Genomic DNA, 16,907 nt, shown 5'->3' with positions numbered 1-16,907 from the left:
ATGGTAAACTCGTAGCTCTGGTAAGAGTTACGAGTTTTTTTATGTCCATTACAAACAAGGGGAATGTACAACATGACATGGGATATTTTCAGTATTATAGGTACTGCTGCTTTCGCTATCAGTGGTGCTCTCGTCGCCATGGACGAGAAATATGATGTGTTCGGCGTATATATTTTAGGCTTTGTGACTGCATTTGGTGGAGGAGCGATTCGTAATCTATTAATTGGGTTGCCGGTCTCTTATTTATGGTCCCAAACGACTTTATTCTATATATCACTTATTTCCATTACCATCATCTTAATTTTTCCGAAGCTAATGAGCTATTCATGGAAAAAGGCTGGTTTGTATGCTGATGCGATAGGATTGGCAGCATTTGCAATTCAAGGAGCCCTGCATGCTTCCAGTTTGGATCATAGTTTGCTTGCAATAATGGTTGCCGCATTCCTTACAGGAAGCGGAGGAGGCATTCTGCGGGATGTGCTGGCCGGCAGGAAACCTTATGTGTTTAAAGCGGAGATTTACGGAACTTGGGCGGCTTTGGCGGGACTTGTCATTGGGCTTGGAGCTTCTGATCATCCTTTCCTGCTTTATGCTTTGTTTGCAGCGATCATTTTCCTGCGTATTTTTTCCTTTCATCGGAAATGGCAGCTGCCTGTACCGAAAATGCACTATCAATGAAGATCAGCTAATTGCTGATCTTTTTTTGTTATAATAAGGAAAAAGGGGGATGGCTATGAACAAGGAGCATCATCCATAACAACGAGGCGAGTACAAAATACGCTCTCCTCCCGCTTTGCTTGAAGGTTATCTAGCGAGTAAAAGGAGGAGAAATGATGAAGTTATTCAATCAGTTATTAGAAGACAGCAACACAGCCTTTACTGGATGGGACTTTTCTTTTATCGAAGATACTGGCAGAGTGCAATCTGAACTATTGCCCTGGTCATATGGCAGTAAAGCACGGAAATATCTTTTCGGAGCAAAAAGTCTGCTTGATATGGGAACAGGTGGCGGAGAGTTTCTATCTAAGCTGCTGCCGCTGCCAGATTACACTGTGGCGACAGAGAGTTACTTGCCAAATGTGCCAGTTGCCAGGAAGAGACTTGCTCCATTAGGAGTAGAACTCGTCCAAATCAAAGAAGACGATCAATTACCTTTCATGGATGAATCATTTGAAGTGATCCTAAACAAACATGAATCTTATGATGTAACAGAAGTAAGACGAGTGCTGAAACAAAATGCTATCTTTCTCACTCAGCAAGTAGGAAGAACGGATTGCGCTGAACTCAATCAGCTTTTGGGTGCGCCGATCAATCCTATGTATCAGAAATGGAATTTCCAGACAGCGGCTGAGGAACTAAAAGGGCAATTTACCGTGCTAGAATCAGCAGAAGCATTTCCGTCCATGCGTTTCTATGATATTGGAGCGGTTATCTACTATTTGAAGGCAATTCCTTGGCAAGTGCCGCGATTCTCAGTAGATGCTTACAGGGAAGCTTTATATGAATTGCATCTTATCATAGAGAAAAAAGGGTTCTTAGACGTGCGACAACATCGGTTCCTTTTAGCTGCTAGGCCGAAGTGAATTATTGCCTCCTATTTTGGGAGGCTTTTTTCGCTTGTTTTAATAACTCGTCCTCTTTCTTCATAGACTTGTACTAAGAAGGAGAGAGGGGTTCTTATTATGGGCAAGAATCTGCATTCGGTACGGAAAGGAATCGCTGAAAGGAAACGCCTGAAAGGGGAACAAATACAAAAAGGTATGGCCGATACGGTTAGACCTTTTACTGTGGATGAAGAGGAATCTCATGGGTTTCCGCCGCATCCAAAATATGAACCGCCTAGTTCGCAGGATAATTCGAAGTTTGCTTCAAGGTTCATGTTCCGGCTGATTTTATCTGCCAGTCTATTTTTTGGCACAGCCATCTACTTGCAAGCTGACCATCCGATTATTGAAAAGACGAAAGGAACAGTACTGACAGCATTGACGGAGGAGTTCCCTTTTGCTACCGTGAATAGCTGGTATCAAGAGCGATTCGGGGATCCGGTGGCGCTGAGCCCTAGTGGAGATAGTGCGAATACAGCAGAAGCTCAAGCGATGCCGGTTAATGGAACAGTCGTACAGCCATTTGAGGAATCAAAAGAAGGTATTTTGATTGAATCTGCACAGCAATCAGATGTTGTGGCAGTAGACGAAGGAATTGTCATTTTCGCAGGCAATGACCAGGAAACCGGAAAGACTATTATTCTCCAGCACGCAGATAAGAGCAAGAGCATCTATGGCCATTTGCACGCTATTGAGGTAAATCAATACCAGCGGATCGGAGCCAATGAAAAGATTGGTGAATTTGTACCGAATGCGGAAAATGCCCAGTCTGTCTATTTTGCTTTGCAGCAGGGGAGCAAGTATTTGAATCCGATCCAGGAGACGCAAGTTGACGCGCCATAATTGGCTCCCGCCTATTCACTTACATCCGGTATTCTGGGGATTTTTGCTTCTTGCTGTATTGACAGGGATGCTCATGGAAGTACTTATCCTATTCATCATCGTACTGCTGCATGAGATGGGGCATTTTATGGCGGCGCGCTATTTTCGCTGGCGTATCCGCCGTATCATGCTATGGGTTTTCGGTGGCGTAATGGAAACCGATGAACAGGGAAATAGACGAGCTTTGGAAGAAGCAATTGTCATCTTGTCAGGACCAGCAGTCCACATTTTTATATTTGCGGCTTTATATGGCCTTTCTGCCACGTCTACACCGGAAGCAGTGCTTGAGACAGCGTATATGTATAATACGACGATTCTTCTTTTTAACCTGCTCCCTATCTGGCCGCTTGATGGCGGAAAACTGATTGGTTTATTACTATCCTTGCAGCTACCCTATCGAAAGGCTCATACAATTCTTATCATTGTCAGCTGGATGATCGGGGTAGCTGTACTTCTGTATGTGTGTATAGCCACGCCCTTTACATTAAGTACAGTCAGCCTTCTCTGTTTTCTATTGTGGGAAAATCGGCTAGAATGGAAACGACGCTATTATGTGTTTCTACGCTTTTTGCTGCAGCGTGCTACATACGGAACGAATGCTGACATCAGCACTCCGATTTTCGCTACATCGGAAACGGCTCTTTTGGATGTACTATCCCAATACAGGAGAAACAGGCGGCACATAATTGTAGTGAAAGGGAAAAATGCATTATTGGACGAACAGCAATGCAGTGATATGTACTTTAAGCGGAAACAAGCACATTGTACAGTGGCGGATATTCTGCAACAAAACAGACAGTGAGGAAAGCAATGCTATCATTATATATATTTTTCAGAGGAACGGAAAAAGTAGCTTTAACAGTGGGGCGCGGGCAAGTTCAGGAAGTGTTCTTGGACAGGCCGGGAATAGGTTCGAAAGTAGGCAGCATCTTTAAAGGTATTGTTCGGCATGTGGATCATGGTTTGCAGGCGGCCTTTGTTGATTTTGGAGATGAACGGCAAGGATTTTTACAGCGTGAAGAAGTCCCGGCGTGCAAACAAGATCAATTACTCCGTATCGAGCAGGCAATTCAGGAAGGGCAGACACTCTTCGTTCAAGTCCAAAAAGATGCTTATGGTACAAAAGGAGCGAAGCTTTCAGCTATTATCACTATTCCAGGTAATGCACTCGTTTATTTGCCGAATGGGAACTACGTAGCTGTCTCTAGGAAATTGCCGGAAGAAAGAGCGGCCAAATGGAAGGCGCAAATGGCGGACCTGCTAATCCCAGGAGAAGGTGTCATTATACGTACGGAAGCAGATAAATTACCAGAAGAAGTTATATTGAAAGAATTGGAGCGGCTTCGAGGACGGTGGCATAGCTTATTAGTAAAGAATGCTGCCCCACCTGCGGTTATCTACCAGGATGCCCTTATTCCGGATCAGCTGCTCCGACGCTTGCCTGCAGGGAATATAGATGAAATCGTGGTGGATGATGGATTCGAAGCGAGACAGCTTCGCAAGCAGTTTCCAGAGCTTGGCGAGAAGATCAAGTGGGAAAGAGAGGCAGAAACACTTCTGCCTCAGCCGCTGTCTGTGCTTTGGGAGCAACTAGTTGCTCCGGTTACGAATATTGACAGAGGCATCACTCTGCATATTGATCAAACAGAAGCGCTGACGGTGATTGATGTAAACAGCGGCGGCTACACAGGACATTCAGACAAGAACCAGACAGCTGTCATGGTTAATCAGCTGGCGGCAAAGGCAATTGCCCGGGAAATTCGATTTCGAAATCTGTCTGGAATCATACTGATAGATTTTGTCTCCATGAAACGCCCGGACCAGCAGCGCGCTGTTCTTCAAACTTTCCGCCAAGCACTTCAGCAGGATGCGCAGCGGACAGAAGTCTATGGATTCACGAAGCTCGGTCTTTTGGAAATGTCGCGGAAACGGGAACGGCCGTCCTTGATGGAGCAGCTTCAGGAGCCGATTAACAGAAATCTTTCCTTTGAGACGAAATGTTTCCAGCTTGAGCGGGAAATCATTAGTCTGTCAGCAGAAAAAACATATATACTATCCGGTAAAAAGGAACACATCAAGCATTATCTTAAACTGGCAGGAAGCAATTCTGCTAATGCATCCGTGTTTGTAAAATTTCGGGATACAAATGAACTCAAGTTGACGGAGACAGATACGGAAACTGTTAGAAGAGATGGGTTAGATAGTCTTGACAATCTTTTTTGATGTATGATAACATCAGTATGTTACACGAGGTTAGCACCCGTGCTACAACCGCGCAGATCAGGTTACAAGCCCTAGTGCGCCTGTGATGGCGAGTCTGAGTTTAAGAGGAGGTGCGTTATGTACGCAATTATTGAAACTGGTGGAAAACAAGTTAAAGTAACAGAAGGACAAACTATCTACGTTGAGAAATTGGACGGAGAGAACGGTGCAGAAGTTACTTTTGACAAAGTATTGGTAGTTGGTGGCGACGATGTTAAAATCGGTGCTCCATTCGTTGAAGGTGCGACGGTTACTGCAACTGTTGAGAAGCAAGGCCGCGCTAAGAAGATCAACGTGATCAAGTTTAAAGCGAAGAAAAACTACAAACGCAAACAAGGCCATCGTCAACCTTACACTAAATTGACAATCGGCAAAATCAACGCGTAAGGCGAACCATGATAACTGTTACAATAAACCGTGTTGACGAGGATATTCACAGCTTTGAGCTTAGCGGACATGCGGAGAGCGGCCCTTATGGCTATGATCTTGTGTGTGCAGCTGTTTCGGCAGTTAGCTTCGGAGCAGTGAACAGCCTTTTCGTTCTCGGTGAGTTTGAGCCAGAGGTGGAGCAGGGCGGCGACGGTGGGTATCTACGTGTAGTACTTCCCGATCAATTGTCCGAGGAGCAGCTTGATAAAGCTTCTCTTTTGCTTGAAGGTATGCTTGTCTCTCTCCAAACGATTAAACAGGACTATGGGAAGCATATAAGAATTATTGAACAATAAGGAGGTGCACCACTATGCTACGTTTAGATTTGCAGTTTTTCGCATCCAAAAAGGGTGTTGGTAGCTCCAAAAACGGACGTGACTCTGAATCCAAACGCCTAGGCGCTAAACGCGCTGATGGTCAGTTTGTAACTGGCGGATCCATTCTTTACCGTCAACGCGGTACGAAAATCTACCCAGGAACAAACGTTGGAAAAGGAGGAGACGACACATTGTTCTCTAAGATCGATGGTGTTGTTAAATTCGAACGCTATGGCCGTAACCGTAAAAAGGTCAGCGTATATCCGGTAGCTCAAGAAGCTTAATTCTTGGAGAGAGACTCTAGCCTTCGGGTTAGGGTCTTTTTTTCTAATCCACATCTATTTGCACCACATATTGTTGAGTATGAAGAAGGAGTTGCCCTCTCAACTGCTTTTTCTTAAAGGAGGAATACAGTTGGAATATCATGAAGTGATGACGCTGTTAGGATTTACACGCCATGAATGGATGAATCGGCTCCAACTCCTACATAGCTATTCCAAATTAGGTAAGGATGAAAAGGTACAGGAAAAAATCGAGGAAGCCATTTATTTGGCAGATGAAGAGCGAAAGCTGTCCAATCTGAACATTCCAGAGACTTTCGTCTGGATTCTTTCATTCAACTGGACCTACTCTCAGTTTCGGATTAAATTCCATGTCGAAGAGTCCATACCGAAGATTTGGGAATATGACAAGAGAATTCGAGAAAACTTAGAAGCAGTAGTGGATGCATTAAGTGAAAGTGCGCAGGAGATGGAATTGTATGAAGGCTTGCTCCATGTAAAGACGCGGGAGGAAGAGCCAGTCATAGAAATGTCGTTTGTAGGAACGTTTACGGGCTGGAATAATTTACAGCTGATCGGCCAGAAAGATTATGTCCGAGAAGTGAAAATTGAATCATTGCCAGAGAAGAAATCACGCTGTACTATCGTACTGGCGTGCAATATATGAGGTGAAACCATGTTTGTAGATCAGGTCAAAGTATTTGTAAAAGCAGGCGATGGCGGTAATGGTATAGTTGCTTACCGCAGAGAGAAGTATATTCCACTTGGAGGTCCAGCGGGTGGGGACGGCGGAAGTGGCGGAGATGTCATTTTCAAAGTTGACGAAGGTTTAAACACATTAATGGATTTCCGTTACCAGCGTCATTTCAAAGCTAAACGCGGTGAAAACGGTATGAGTAAAGGGCAGCATGGGAAAAACTCAGAGCCGCTTATCTTGCCAGTACCACCGGGCACACTCGTTCGAGACGAAGATACAGGTGAAGTAATTGCCGATTTGACAAAACATGAACAAGAGGCAGTTATAGCGAAAGGCGGCCGCGGTGGTCGTGGAAATTCACGATTCGCATCACCGCGTAATCCTGCTCCTGACTTTGCTGAAAATGGTGAACCGGGTGTGGAGCGTAATCTTCAGATTGAGCTTAAATTGATCGCTGATGTTGGCCTAGTTGGCTTCCCGAGTGTTGGTAAATCCACATTCATATCTGTCGTTAGTGCTGCAAAACCGAAAATTGCGGATTATCATTTTACGACACTTGCTCCTAATCTAGGCGTTGTCGAAACGCAAGATCAGCGCAGCTTTGTATTAGCTGACTTACCAGGACTGATCGAGGGAGCACATGAAGGGATTGGGCTGGGACACCAGTTTCTGCGGCACGTAGAGCGGACTCGTGTCATTGTCCATGTGATTGACATGGCTTCGACTGAAGGTCGCGATCCGTACGATGACTATGTGACGATTAATGAAGAACTCAAGAAATATAATGAGGATCTTACAACCCGTCCACAAATCATCATCGCCAACAAAATGGATATTCCGGAAGCGGAAGAAAACTTGGTCGTTTTCAAAGAGAAAATACCAGCAGATATTGATGTATTTCCGATTTCTGCCATTACTCGTGATGGTCTTCAGGATGTGCTGTATGCTATTGCGGACAAGCTGGATCAGATCCCGAAAATCGAAAAACCAGTCGAAGATCAGACAGAACGTGTTGTGTATCGTTTCGAGGAAGCAGAGAAGCAATTTGAAATCACTCGTGATCCGGATGGAGCGTATGTATTGTATGGAGAACCGATTGAAAAGCTGTTTAAGATGACAGACTTCAACCGAGATGAAGCTGCTAGACGCTTCTCCAGACAAATGCGTGCTATGGGCGTAGATGAAGCATTGCGCAAGCGCGGAGCCAAAGATGGCGATATTATCCGTCTATTGGAATTAGAGTTCGAATTTATTGATTGATTCTGTGTGAGCCAAGGTGGGGAATAGCATGGCAGAGAAGGAAGAACAATTTTACCTCGTGCGCAGTGATGTACTGCCGGAATCGATGAAAAAAACATTGCAGGCAAAGGAACTGCTGGAGCGCAAAAAGGTTGCTTCTGTTTTCGATGCTGTACAGCAGGTTGACCTTTCACGCAGTGTTTTTTACAAGTATCGGGATGCTGTATTCCCGTTCCGCGCCATGGTGAAGCAGCGGATGATCACTCTTTTCTTCCACTTAGAGGATCGGACTGGTACGCTGTCCGAGCTATTGGCCATCGTAGCAAGATCAGGGGGCAACATCCTGACAATTCATCAGACGATACCCTTGCAAGGAAGAGCCAATGTCACCATATCATTGAATACGGCAGGCATGCATACTGATATCCAGTCGCTGCTGGATGAACTGAGAGCATTAGCATATGTAGATAAAGTAGAGATTTTGAGTTCGGAAGCTTAGGCAAGGGAGCAGAGGAAGATGAAGATCAGTTATCTAGGACCAAAGGGAACATTCACGAAAATGGCTGTAGATGCGTTATTCCCTGGTGAAGAAGCATATAGCTATGCGACAATCCCGCAATGCATGGACGCTGTCACAAATGGGGAAATGGACTATTGTGTCGTTCCAGTCGAAAATACGATTGAAGGTACAGTGCCAATTACGATGGATTATCTTATTCATCAAGCGAAACTGCCGATTGTCGGTGAGATTGTTATTCCGATACGTCAGCATTTACTTACGAAGAATGAGCTGGAGTTAAGTGAGATTAAAGCGGTATATTCGCATAGTCATGCAATTGCGCAATGTCATCAGTTTTTGCATACAAAGCTCCCGCAAGCGGTTACCCATGCGACTTCCTCCACTGGTACAGCGGCTGAGATGGTTGCTGATATGGAGGAGCCCGCAGCGGCTATCGGTAATGAACTGGCTGCAAAAGAGTTCGGTCTGACGATTCTGCAAGAAGATATCCATGACTATGCAAATAATCATACACGCTTCTTCATTTTGGCAGACCCTGCAGCGAAAGTACCTGAAACAATCGTTTCAAGTACTAACAGAAAGACGTCATTATATGTAACTCTTCCTCGTGACTACGCAGGTGCGCTGCATCAAGTATTGGCAGCATTTGCTTGGCGGAATATCAATATGTCGAAAATTGAATCCAGACCGATGAAAACTGGTCTGGGGAATTATTTCTTCATTATGGATGTAACGTGTGAAGCAGAGGATATACTCTTCCAAGGTGTACAACAAGAGCTAACAGCTTTAGGCTGCAGTCTCACGGTACTTGGAAGCTACCCAATCCATCAATATGAGAAAAAAGCCGGCGCGAATTTATAGTGTGCCGGCTTTTTCTATTTCAACCTTTTTGAATGTGATGCATAAGATGGTGAAGTAGTGCGTGAATTCATGAAAGGGGAGTTTCAGTTTTGAAGATTCATATTGTACAGAAAGGCGATACTATGTGGAGTATCGCGAGAAAATATGGTGTCAGCTTTGACGAATTGCGAGGATTAAACGGGCATATCCGTGAGCCGGAGCTTGCGGTGCCAGGAATGAAGTTGAAAATACCATCAACAGCAAAAGCAGTAGCAAAGGAAGCAGTTCTTCGCTCTGAAGCTGAAGGAAGCACACCGCCTGCAAACACAGGTCAACAAACACCTGCTCAAACGTTCCATAATACACCAGCGATCCAAGAAGATGACATGTCTGCTACTCCATATCCGATTATGCCGCAGATGCCGCAAATCTCTATGCCAGGTCAAGGTGGAAGCTCTTATCCGAATATGCCGCAGCAACAGGCTTATACTGGAGCACTTTCTATGCAGCCGATGCCGCAAATGCATCAAGGGCAGCAAATGCAAGGCTTTCCATCTTATCAGCAGCCCCATCAAGGTACCTGGCAGCAGCCACAGCACGGAAGCTGGCTGATACAGCAGCCAGGATATGGTGGCATGCCTATGCATGGCGGTGGAAATATGCCGGGAATGCAACCGGGCCAGATACAAGGCGACTGGAGCATGCAAGGAGGCCAACCAGGCCAGCAAATGCAAGGCGACTGGAACATGCAAGGAGGCCAGCCTGGTCAGCAAATGCAAGGTGACTGGAACATGCAAGGAGGCCAACCGGGTCAGCAAATGCAAGGCGACTGGAACATGCAAGGAGGCCAGCCAGGCCAGCAAATGCAAGGCGACTGGAACATGCAAGGAGGCCAGCCGGGCCAGCAAATGCAAGGTGACTGGGGTATGCAAGGAGGCCAGCCGGGCCAGCAAATGCAAGGTGACTGGAACATGCAAGAAGGCCAGCCGGGCCAGCAAATGCAAGGTGACTGGGGAATGATGCAAGGAGGCCAGCCAGGCCAGCAAATGCAAGGTGATTGGAACATGCAAGGAGTCCAACCAGGTCAGCAAAGGGAAGTGCCTTTTAACTCTTATGATCAACCAGCGCCTTATTCCTACCCGCCAGCGGCAATGCGCTCTTGTTGCGGTCCGGATATTCCTTTTCCTGCGGCACCAGAATTTACACAAGCACAGCCGGAATTCAGAGATCCTTACGGTGTACAACAGCCGCTCGCTGATTTCTATGAGCCTTCTCCTGCCCAAGATCTGCCGGGAGATGAACAAGAAAATAAGTGAAATAAAAAAAGCCCCTTCTACCGTTGAAGGGGCTTTCATTTATAATATACCATGCTCTTCGAAAATGCGGTGCATATCCTGACGATACTTATCTTCCATAGCAAGTACTTCTGCTTTGGACAAACCGGCGTGTTGAATGTGATTTCTAAGTATCAAGGTCGCTTTTTCTTCTGAGAAAACGCTCGCCATATTTGCTTCGCTTTTCGCTTCCACGTAGTGGAGGTACTTTTGCTGCGTAGTGTTTCTCACTTTTTATCCCGCCTTTGTTTTCAACTTTCTAATCCTTTACCACATATAATCGAAAAGAAAACCAGAAAAGTGTCGGTCAAACTATTATTTTTTCAAAAAAAACGGATAAAGAAGCGTTAACAGGAAAAAATGAAGGCAAATGTAACGGAATAGGGGTGGAAGATCATGAGACGTTTCTTAGTCTTTTGTTTGCTTTTCCTTTTAGTAATTCCAAGTGTAACAGTGCAAGCTGCGGATCCAGTAGAAGTGAAGGTCGTACTGCAACGTCAATATATTGATGGCAAGCAGACAGAGGTGACCCATCAAGAGAAAATCTATGCAATGGAAGATTTCTGGTCAACCTATCATGATTGGCAGCTTGTTTCCCAGAAAGAAGGTTTAGTTGTATTCAAACAGGAAGTGATGGATATTTCACCCTCGTTAAAGAAGAATGGCTATTTCGGTATATACAAAGGTAAGCTCACCATATTCGAAGGCCGGCCGGTAGATCAGCAAGCAATCCAATCGTTTTATCAGATAAATAAAGGAAAGTTGGAAAGTCATCAAGCGGAAGAGCTCGAAGATGGGATCAAGATTCAATCTAGAGAAGTGTATGAAGATGTCCTGGAAGCATTCCGTTCCAAAAACGATATAGCACCGCTACCAAGCTAAAGGATCGTCCCTCAGGAGAGGGAGATCCTTTTCCTGTTTTTCGCCATTAACCTTATACGAACATACGCTTGTGTGGTAAAATAGAAGGAAGTTATTGATTCAGGTAGGAGAGAAACAGCATGATAGCGTATGTTAAAGGCAAGATTACTGGAATTACAGAAGAAGCTGTGCTTGTAGAAGCACACGGTGTAGGTTATGAAATCATTTGCCCGAATCCTTTCCAATTCCAAATGGAAGAAGGCAAGGAGGCGCTTGTCCATACATATCATTATGTACGGGAGGATGCCCAGACATTGTTCGGGTTTAAGAATACAGAAGACAAGTTCTTGTTCCAAAAACTGCTTGGGGTGTCAGGGATCGGACCGAAAAATGCCTTGCAGATCCTAGCAGGTGTCAATGTCGAGGAATTTGTCGCAGCAATTGAACGGGAAGATGATAAGTTTCTGACAAGCTTCCAGGGTGTTGGGAAGAAGACAGCACGTCAAATGGTGCTCGATTTGAAAGGTAAGCTCGTTTATATGGTATCGCTTACTGCAATCGAAGCATCTGCTGGAACAGAAAGCAATACATCTAAGAAACGTCTTGCATTAGCAGATGCAGAAGATGCAATGCGGGCTCTAGGATATCAAGAGCGGGAAATTAAAGCAGTCTTGCCGCAGCTGAAAAAAGAAGATAGCGACAGTGCTGATCACCTGATTAAGAAAGGTTTGGCTTTGTTAAGTCAAAAGAAATAAAGGAGTGCGAAGATGGAAGATCGCATGATTACGAACAAATTGAAACAGGAAGACGAAGTGATCGAGCTCAGTCTGCGCCCGTCCACCTTAAAGCAATACATCGGTCAGCATAAAGCAAAAGAAAATCTGGCTATTTTCATAGAGGCAGCAAAGATGCGTGATGAGCCGCTTGACCATGTTTTGCTCTACGGACCACCAGGACTGGGTAAAACAACGATGGCGTCGATTATTGCCAATGAAATGGGAGTATCATTCCGGGCAACGAGCGGACCTGCTATTGAAAAAGCAGGAGATTTGGCAGCGATTTTAAGCTCGCTGGAAGCAGGCGATGTGCTGTTCATCGATGAGATTCATCGATTGCCAAGAGCGGTTGAGGAGATACTATATCCCGCTATGGAAGATTTCTTTCTGGACATTGTCATTGGAACCGGACCTAGCGCACGCAGCGTTCGTCTTGATTTGCCGCCATTCACATTGGTTGGTGCGACGACGAGAGCTGGATTACTATCTGCACCTCTCAGAGACCGTTTTGGTGTGCTGAGCCGCCTTGAATTCTATAATACGGAAGATTTGGCGAGCATTGTCGAGCGTACAGCAGTCATTTTCGATGTTGAGATTGAACCTTCTGCTGCCAACGAGGTAGCATTGCGTTCGAGGGGAACACCCCGGATTGCCAATCGCCTACTGAAAAGGGTACGCGATATATCCCAGGTCAAAGGGGAAGACTATATTACACAGGAAACAACCCATGCAGCGCTTAATCAGCTTCAAGTGGATGAAAAGGGCCTTGATCATATCGATCATAAGCTGCTGACAACAATCATGGATCAATTTCGCGGAGGCCCAGTCGGACTTGATACAATCAGTGCGACAATCGGAGAAGAGTCACAGACGATTGAGGATGTATACGAACCGTATTTGCTGCAGATTGGTTTCATACAACGAACACCGCGCGGTCGCGTTGTGACCCATCTTGCCTATGCCCATTTCAACCGGGAGGTGCCAGGGGCTTGACCGGCATTGGAAAAATCTTTATTCTTATAGGCGTTGTGTGTATTATAATCGGCATCATAATGTCGTTTGTTGGCAAACTGCCAGGAGATATCGTTTTTAAGAAAGGGAACACGACAGTCTACTTTCCGATCGTAACATCGATTGTAGTTAGTATTGTACTGTCGCTTATATTGTTCCTCTTCAACAAATTTCGCTGATACAGACTAGGAGTTAACAGGTATGGATATACAGGAATACGATTTTCATTTACCAGAAGAACTGATCGCACAGACGCCGCTTCTGGATCGGACTGCGTCAAGGCTGCTTGTGTTAAATAAAGAAGAGAAGACAATGGAGCACCGCCATTTTGCTGATATCGGTGACTATCTAAAGTCTGGTGACTGTCTTGTTTTAAATGATACACGTGTGCTTCCGGCACGATTGTATGGTATTAAGAAGGACACACAGGCAAAAGTAGAGATTCTCTTACTGAAGCAAGTGGAAGGTGACAGCTGGGAAGTATTGGTCAAACCGGCCAAGAAAGTCAAAGTCGGTACAGAGCTTAGCTTTGGTGACGGAAAACTAACAGCTGTATGTAAGGAATTACTTGAGCATGGTGGTCGGATTGTTGAGTTCCAATATGATGGCATCTTCTATGAAGTGCTGGAGCAGCTTGGTGAAATGCCTTTACCACCTTATATTAAGGAACAGTTGCCCGATCAGGAGCGTTATCAGACTGTGTATGCAAAGGAACAAGGATCTGCTGCAGCACCGACAGCAGGACTGCACTTTACGAAGGAGCTGCTTGCTAGTCTCCAGGAAAAAGGTGTGGAAATTGCGTTCATCACACTTCATGTTGGGTTGGGGACATTCCGCCCTGTAAGTGTGGATTCTATAGAGGAACATGAAATGCATGCTGAATTCTATCAGATGTCACAGGAAACAGCAGATCAGCTGACTCGGATCCGTGAAAACGGCGGACGGATCATCTCAGTTGGAACGACATCGACGCGTACATTGGAAACAATCACACGTGATCATGATGGAAAATTCGTGGCAGCAAGCGGCTGGACGGATATTTTCATATATCCAGGTTTCACCTATCGAGCTATAGACGGCTTGATCACTAATTTCCATTTGCCGAAATCCACATTGATTATGCTTGTTAGTGCATTTGCCGGACGTGACTTCATCCTTGATGCGTACCGGACAGCTGTAGAAGAACGCTATCGTTTCTTCAGCTTCGGCGATGCAATGCTGCTCGTATAGATTGATAATAGAAAGGGAACTACTATAATATGGCAATTCGTTATGAATTCATTAAACAAGATAAGCAGACAGGCGCTAGGCTCGGAATCGTACATACTCCTCACGGGAGCTTCGAGACGCCAACATTCATGCCAGTAGGAACACTGGCAACAGTAAAGACGATGAGTCCGGAGGAATTAACCGAACTTAACGCGAATATTATTCTATCAAACACCTATCACCTTTGGCTTCGTCCAGGTCATGAAATTATCCGCGAAGCAGGCGGCTTGCACAAATTTATGAACTGGGATGGCGCTATTTTGACAGATTCAGGCGGCTTCCAGGTTTTCAGTCTGAGTGATCTTCGTGATATTCAGGAAGAAGGCGTGCATTTCCGTAATCATATCAGTGGAGAGAAGTTATTCCTTTCCCCTGAAAAAGCAATGGATATCCAGAACGCACTTGGCAGTGACATTATGATGGCATTTGATGAATGTCCGCCATATCCAGCGACATATGATTATATGAAGGCATCGGTAGAGCGGACAAGCCGTTGGGCTGAGCGTTGCTTAACAGCACATGCTCGTCCGGATGTACAAGGACTATTTGGAATTGTACAGGGCGGTGAGTTTGAAGAACTTCGTAAACAGAGTGCACAGGATCTTGTTAGTATGGACTTCCCTGGCTACGCTGTCGGCGGTCTGTCTGTAGGCGAACCGAAGGACGTCATGAACCGTGTGCTGGAATTTACCACTCCATGGCTTCCGCAGGATAAACCACGCTACTTGATGGGTGTTGGTTCACCAGATTCCTTGATTGACGGTGCAATCCGTGGTATCGATATGTTTGATTGTGTGCTTCCGACTCGAATTGCACGTAATGGAACATGTATGACATCCAAAGGCCGTCTTGTAGTACGTAACGCGCAATACGCTCGTGATTTCGGTCCGATTGATGAGAATTGTGATTGTAAGGTTTGTAAGAATTATTCACGCGCTTACATTCGCCATCTTATCAAATGTAACGAAACTTTCGGATTTAGGCTAACTACTTACCATAACTTGCATTTTCTGATAGAATTGATGAGGAAAGTCAGAGAGGCGATCAAAGAGGATCGACTTGGCGATTTTCGAGATGAATTCTTCGAAAGTTATGGTTTCAACAAGCCGAACGCGAAGAATTTCTAGAAAGGGGGAGCAGTAAATGAATATTCAAAGTTTAATACTGATCGTATTAATGTTTGTCATCTTCTACTTCCTGTTGATTCGTCCGCAGCAGAAGCGTCAGAAACAGGTTAGAGAAATGCAGTCTAGCTTGAAAAAAGGAGACAGCATCGTTACCATCGGTGGTTTACATGGTAAGGTGCATGCTATAGACGAGGCATCTGTAGTCCTGACTACGGATGACGGCAGTAAATTGACGTTCGATCGTAACGCGATCCGTGACGTTAAACCTTCAGAAGTGTAAAAGACAAAGACAGGAGATTTCTCTCCTGTCTTTTTTATGTGCTCGTTTTAATGTTAACACCAATCATACCTCCGACTAGTGCAGCTGCTAGAAAGCCGCCATGCGTCAATAATTGTGTTCCTGAAAATCCTACCTGATAACCGAGATACTGATAGAGAAGGATGAAAAGAGAAAATCCGATTGCGGTCATACCGCCGAGCATCCAGCCTTTATCTTCGCCTTTCACTCCCGCAATGAAACCCCCGATGAACAAACTGAGTACTCCAGCTCCAAGGGTTGTCCAGTCCAGCATGCCTTTCCCCATCTCCGTGAAGCGAAGCAATAATGCTAGTGTGAAGCTGATGAATAGCAGCAGCGCAAATACGGTAATCCAACCATACAATATAGCTTGTACATTTCTTTTCACAAAGATCCCTCCAGCTAGTCTATATGGCTACTGTATGCTCGTCCGTTCAAATTAAGAACGAATAGAACCATTACTCTTACACAAAATAAACAAAAAGGAGGCGGGCATTTTGCTGGATACACTGGAATGGTCGATTATAGGAAGAACGATTCTTTCTTATATTGTCATCGTCGTTATTTTCCGCCTTATGGGTAAACGGGAGATTGGTGAATTGAGCATCATCGATTTAGTCGTTTATTTGATGTTAGCTGAAATAGCTGTATTTTCTATAGAAGACCCGAGCAGTCACTTGCTTCACTTTATCGTGCCGATGGTAATACTCTTGATAATACAAAGAGGCACGGCATTACTTTCCTTAAAGTTTCCTAAGATGCGTGATTTTATGGAAGGAAAGCCATCAGTCATAATTTCACGCGGTAAGATAGACGAGCATGAAATGCGCAAGCAGCGTTACAGCTTTTCTGATCTTCAGCAGCAGCTGAGAGAAAAGGGAACGAAAAGCGTACAGGATGTCGATTTTGCAATTTTGGAGACATCCGGAGAATTGTCTGTATTTGAAAAGCAGGATACAGATGATGGCAGCAGCGGCTTTGTTCAGCCATTGATTATTGATGGCGAGATTCAGCAAAAGGCGTTGGATACTATCAATAAATCTGATTCTTGGCTTCGCGGTGAGATGAAGCGCCATGGCCATCCTGATATTGGACGCATCTCGTATTGTACGCTTGACCAAGACCATAACTGGTATATTGATCGAAAAGATGAACGCTGA

Annotated in this window: 23 protein-coding genes and 1 other annotated feature; of the genes, 21 read left to right on the top strand and 2 right to left on the bottom strand. The window is 45.1% G+C overall.

Going from position 1 to position 16,907, the window contains the following annotated elements; all coding sequences use genetic code 11:
* Window positions 1-72 precede the first annotated feature (72 nt).
* From GZ22_RS09540 to GZ22_RS18385, 13 genes are all read left to right on the top strand, one after another.
* Window positions 73-678 carry a trimeric intracellular cation channel family protein gene (locus GZ22_RS09540; RefSeq protein WP_038561671.1) on the top strand — a complete coding sequence of 202 codons (606 nt, stop codon included), beginning with the start codon at window positions 73-75 and terminating at the stop codon, window positions 676-678.
* Between the two features lie 152 nt (window positions 679-830).
* Complete coding sequence (locus GZ22_RS09535; RefSeq protein WP_425427760.1) at window positions 831-1,583, top strand: class I SAM-dependent methyltransferase; 753 nt, start codon at window positions 831-833, stop codon at window positions 1,581-1,583.
* A 99-nt stretch (window positions 1,584-1,682) separates the two neighbouring features.
* Window positions 1,683-2,447, top strand: coding sequence for a M23 family metallopeptidase (locus GZ22_RS09530; protein WP_038561665.1), 765 nt, complete (start codon window positions 1,683-1,685; stop codon window positions 2,445-2,447).
* Window positions 2,434-3,288: a M50 family metallopeptidase gene (locus GZ22_RS09525; RefSeq protein ID WP_038561662.1), complete on the top strand. Its 855-nt coding sequence runs from the start codon at window positions 2,434-2,436 to the stop codon at window positions 3,286-3,288. Before GZ22_RS09530 ends, GZ22_RS09525 begins: the two co-directional genes overlap by 14 nt.
* 8 nt (window positions 3,289-3,296) lie before the next feature.
* Window positions 3,297-4,709, top strand: coding sequence for a ribonuclease E/G (locus tag GZ22_RS09520; protein ID WP_123921898.1), 1,413 nt, complete (start codon window positions 3,297-3,299; stop codon window positions 4,707-4,709).
* A 36-nt stretch (window positions 4,710-4,745) separates the two neighbouring features.
* Window positions 4,746-4,815 (top strand) — a sequence feature (ribosomal protein L21 leader region).
* Between the two features lie 11 nt (window positions 4,816-4,826).
* On the top strand, window positions 4,827-5,135 hold the full coding sequence (rplU, locus tag GZ22_RS09515) for a 50S ribosomal protein L21 (RefSeq protein ID WP_038561656.1): 309 nt from the start codon (window positions 4,827-4,829) through the stop codon (window positions 5,133-5,135).
* A gap of 8 nt (window positions 5,136-5,143) precedes the next feature.
* Entirely contained in the window at window positions 5,144-5,473 is a 330-nt protein-coding gene (locus GZ22_RS09510) for a ribosomal-processing cysteine protease Prp (RefSeq protein ID WP_038561653.1), read from the top strand.
* 14 nt (window positions 5,474-5,487) lie between these two features.
* Entirely contained in the window at window positions 5,488-5,778 is a 291-nt protein-coding gene (gene rpmA, locus GZ22_RS09505) for a 50S ribosomal protein L27 (protein WP_038561650.1), read from the top strand.
* A 130-nt stretch (window positions 5,779-5,908) separates the two neighbouring features.
* Window positions 5,909-6,442, top strand: coding sequence for a Spo0B domain-containing protein (locus GZ22_RS09500; RefSeq protein WP_038561647.1), 534 nt, complete (start codon window positions 5,909-5,911; stop codon window positions 6,440-6,442).
* 9 nt (window positions 6,443-6,451) lie between these two features.
* Complete coding sequence (gene obgE, locus GZ22_RS09495; RefSeq protein ID WP_038561644.1) at window positions 6,452-7,732, top strand: GTPase ObgE; 1,281 nt, start codon at window positions 6,452-6,454, stop codon at window positions 7,730-7,732.
* 28 nt (window positions 7,733-7,760) lie between these two features.
* Entirely contained in the window at window positions 7,761-8,210 is a 450-nt protein-coding gene (locus GZ22_RS09490) for an ACT domain-containing protein (protein ID WP_038561641.1), read from the top strand.
* 18 nt (window positions 8,211-8,228) lie between these two features.
* The gene (pheA, locus tag GZ22_RS09485) at window positions 8,229-9,092 is read left to right on the top strand and encodes a prephenate dehydratase (RefSeq protein WP_038561640.1); all 864 of its coding nucleotides are present in this window, start codon (window positions 8,229-8,231) and stop codon (window positions 9,090-9,092) included.
* An 89-nt stretch (window positions 9,093-9,181) separates the two neighbouring features.
* A complete protein-coding gene (locus GZ22_RS18385) occupies window positions 9,182-10,387 on the top strand; it encodes a LysM peptidoglycan-binding domain-containing protein (protein WP_038561637.1) in 1,206 nt (401 codons plus the stop codon).
* A 39-nt stretch (window positions 10,388-10,426) separates the two neighbouring features.
* Here the strand turns inward: GZ22_RS18385 and GZ22_RS09475 are convergent, their stop codons facing one another.
* Window positions 10,427-10,636 (bottom strand): hypothetical protein, encoded by a 210-nt coding sequence (locus tag GZ22_RS09475; protein ID WP_038561634.1) that lies wholly within the window; start codon window positions 10,634-10,636, stop codon window positions 10,427-10,429.
* 165 nt (window positions 10,637-10,801) lie between these two features.
* Here GZ22_RS09475 and GZ22_RS09470 point away from each other — a divergent pair, with 165 nt between their 5' ends.
* From GZ22_RS09470 to yajC, 7 genes are all read left to right on the top strand, one after another.
* A complete protein-coding gene (locus tag GZ22_RS09470; RefSeq protein ID WP_038561631.1) occupies window positions 10,802-11,287 on the top strand; it encodes a BofC C-terminal domain-containing protein in 486 nt (161 codons plus the stop codon).
* 119 nt (window positions 11,288-11,406) lie between these two features.
* On the top strand, window positions 11,407-12,021 hold the full coding sequence (gene ruvA / locus GZ22_RS09465) for a Holliday junction branch migration protein RuvA (protein WP_038561628.1): 615 nt from the start codon (window positions 11,407-11,409) through the stop codon (window positions 12,019-12,021).
* A 12-nt stretch (window positions 12,022-12,033) separates the two neighbouring features.
* Window positions 12,034-13,035, top strand: a complete 1,002-nt coding sequence (gene ruvB / locus GZ22_RS09460; protein ID WP_038561625.1) for a Holliday junction branch migration DNA helicase RuvB — start codon at window positions 12,034-12,036, stop codon at window positions 13,033-13,035.
* A 5-nt stretch (window positions 13,036-13,040) separates the two neighbouring features.
* A complete protein-coding gene (locus GZ22_RS09455) occupies window positions 13,041-13,232 on the top strand; it encodes a DUF2905 domain-containing protein (RefSeq protein ID WP_167332585.1) in 192 nt (63 codons plus the stop codon).
* Between the two features lie 22 nt (window positions 13,233-13,254).
* Window positions 13,255-14,283: a tRNA preQ1(34) S-adenosylmethionine ribosyltransferase-isomerase QueA gene (queA, locus tag GZ22_RS09450; RefSeq protein ID WP_038561619.1), complete on the top strand. Its 1,029-nt coding sequence runs from the start codon at window positions 13,255-13,257 to the stop codon at window positions 14,281-14,283.
* 29 nt (window positions 14,284-14,312) lie between these two features.
* The gene (gene tgt, locus GZ22_RS09445; protein ID WP_038561616.1) at window positions 14,313-15,449 is read left to right on the top strand and encodes a tRNA guanosine(34) transglycosylase Tgt; all 1,137 of its coding nucleotides are present in this window, start codon (window positions 14,313-14,315) and stop codon (window positions 15,447-15,449) included.
* 16 nt (window positions 15,450-15,465) lie between these two features.
* Window positions 15,466-15,729, top strand: coding sequence for a preprotein translocase subunit YajC (gene yajC, locus GZ22_RS09440; RefSeq protein WP_038561613.1), 264 nt, complete (start codon window positions 15,466-15,468; stop codon window positions 15,727-15,729).
* A 34-nt stretch (window positions 15,730-15,763) separates the two neighbouring features.
* On the opposite strand, the gene GZ22_RS09435 is transcribed toward yajC, so the two are convergent.
* The gene (locus GZ22_RS09435) at window positions 15,764-16,135 is read right to left on the bottom strand and encodes a TIGR04086 family membrane protein (protein WP_038561610.1); all 372 of its coding nucleotides are present in this window, start codon (window positions 16,133-16,135) and stop codon (window positions 15,764-15,766) included.
* Window positions 16,136-16,247: 112 nt separating this feature from the next.
* Here GZ22_RS09435 and GZ22_RS09430 point away from each other — a divergent pair, with 112 nt between their 5' ends.
* Complete coding sequence (locus GZ22_RS09430; protein ID WP_038565850.1) at window positions 16,248-16,907, top strand: DUF421 domain-containing protein; 660 nt, start codon at window positions 16,248-16,250, stop codon at window positions 16,905-16,907.

It is taken from the genome of Terribacillus saccharophilus, assembly GCF_000725365.1.
In the GTDB taxonomy this organism is placed as follows: domain Bacteria; phylum Bacillota; class Bacilli; order Bacillales; family Amphibacillaceae; genus Terribacillus; species Terribacillus saccharophilus.
Note: the sequence above shows the minus strand (reverse complement) of the source record. Positions and strands in the feature narration are given on the sequence as shown.

Excerpts from the sequence above, each read along its gene's own strand:
- GZ22_RS09540 (WP_038561671.1), top strand. The coding sequence starts at position 73 with ATGACATGGGATATTTTCAGTATTATAGGTACTGCTGCTTTCGCTATC.
- GZ22_RS09535 (WP_425427760.1), top strand. The coding sequence starts at position 831 with ATGATGAAGTTATTCAATCAGTTATTAGAAGACAGCAACACAGCCTTT.
- GZ22_RS09530 (WP_038561665.1), top strand. The coding sequence starts at position 1,683 with ATGGGCAAGAATCTGCATTCGGTACGGAAAGGAATCGCTGAAAGGAAA.
- GZ22_RS09520 (WP_123921898.1), top strand. The coding sequence starts at position 3,297 with ATGCTATCATTATATATATTTTTCAGAGGAACGGAAAAAGTAGCTTTA.
- rplU (WP_038561656.1), top strand. The coding sequence starts at position 4,827 with ATGTACGCAATTATTGAAACTGGTGGAAAACAAGTTAAAGTAACAGAA.
- GZ22_RS09510 (WP_038561653.1), top strand. The coding sequence starts at position 5,144 with ATGATAACTGTTACAATAAACCGTGTTGACGAGGATATTCACAGCTTT.
- rpmA (WP_038561650.1), top strand. The coding sequence starts at position 5,488 with ATGCTACGTTTAGATTTGCAGTTTTTCGCATCCAAAAAGGGTGTTGGT.
- obgE (WP_038561644.1), top strand. The coding sequence starts at position 6,452 with ATGTTTGTAGATCAGGTCAAAGTATTTGTAAAAGCAGGCGATGGCGGT.
- GZ22_RS09490 (WP_038561641.1), top strand. The coding sequence starts at position 7,761 with ATGGCAGAGAAGGAAGAACAATTTTACCTCGTGCGCAGTGATGTACTG.
- pheA (WP_038561640.1), top strand. The coding sequence starts at position 8,229 with ATGAAGATCAGTTATCTAGGACCAAAGGGAACATTCACGAAAATGGCT.
- GZ22_RS09470 (WP_038561631.1), top strand. The coding sequence starts at position 10,802 with ATGAGACGTTTCTTAGTCTTTTGTTTGCTTTTCCTTTTAGTAATTCCA.
- ruvA (WP_038561628.1), top strand. The coding sequence starts at position 11,407 with ATGATAGCGTATGTTAAAGGCAAGATTACTGGAATTACAGAAGAAGCT.
- ruvB (WP_038561625.1), top strand. The coding sequence starts at position 12,034 with ATGGAAGATCGCATGATTACGAACAAATTGAAACAGGAAGACGAAGTG.
- queA (WP_038561619.1), top strand. The coding sequence starts at position 13,255 with ATGGATATACAGGAATACGATTTTCATTTACCAGAAGAACTGATCGCA.
- tgt (WP_038561616.1), top strand. The coding sequence starts at position 14,313 with ATGGCAATTCGTTATGAATTCATTAAACAAGATAAGCAGACAGGCGCT.
- yajC (WP_038561613.1), top strand. The coding sequence starts at position 15,466 with ATGAATATTCAAAGTTTAATACTGATCGTATTAATGTTTGTCATCTTC.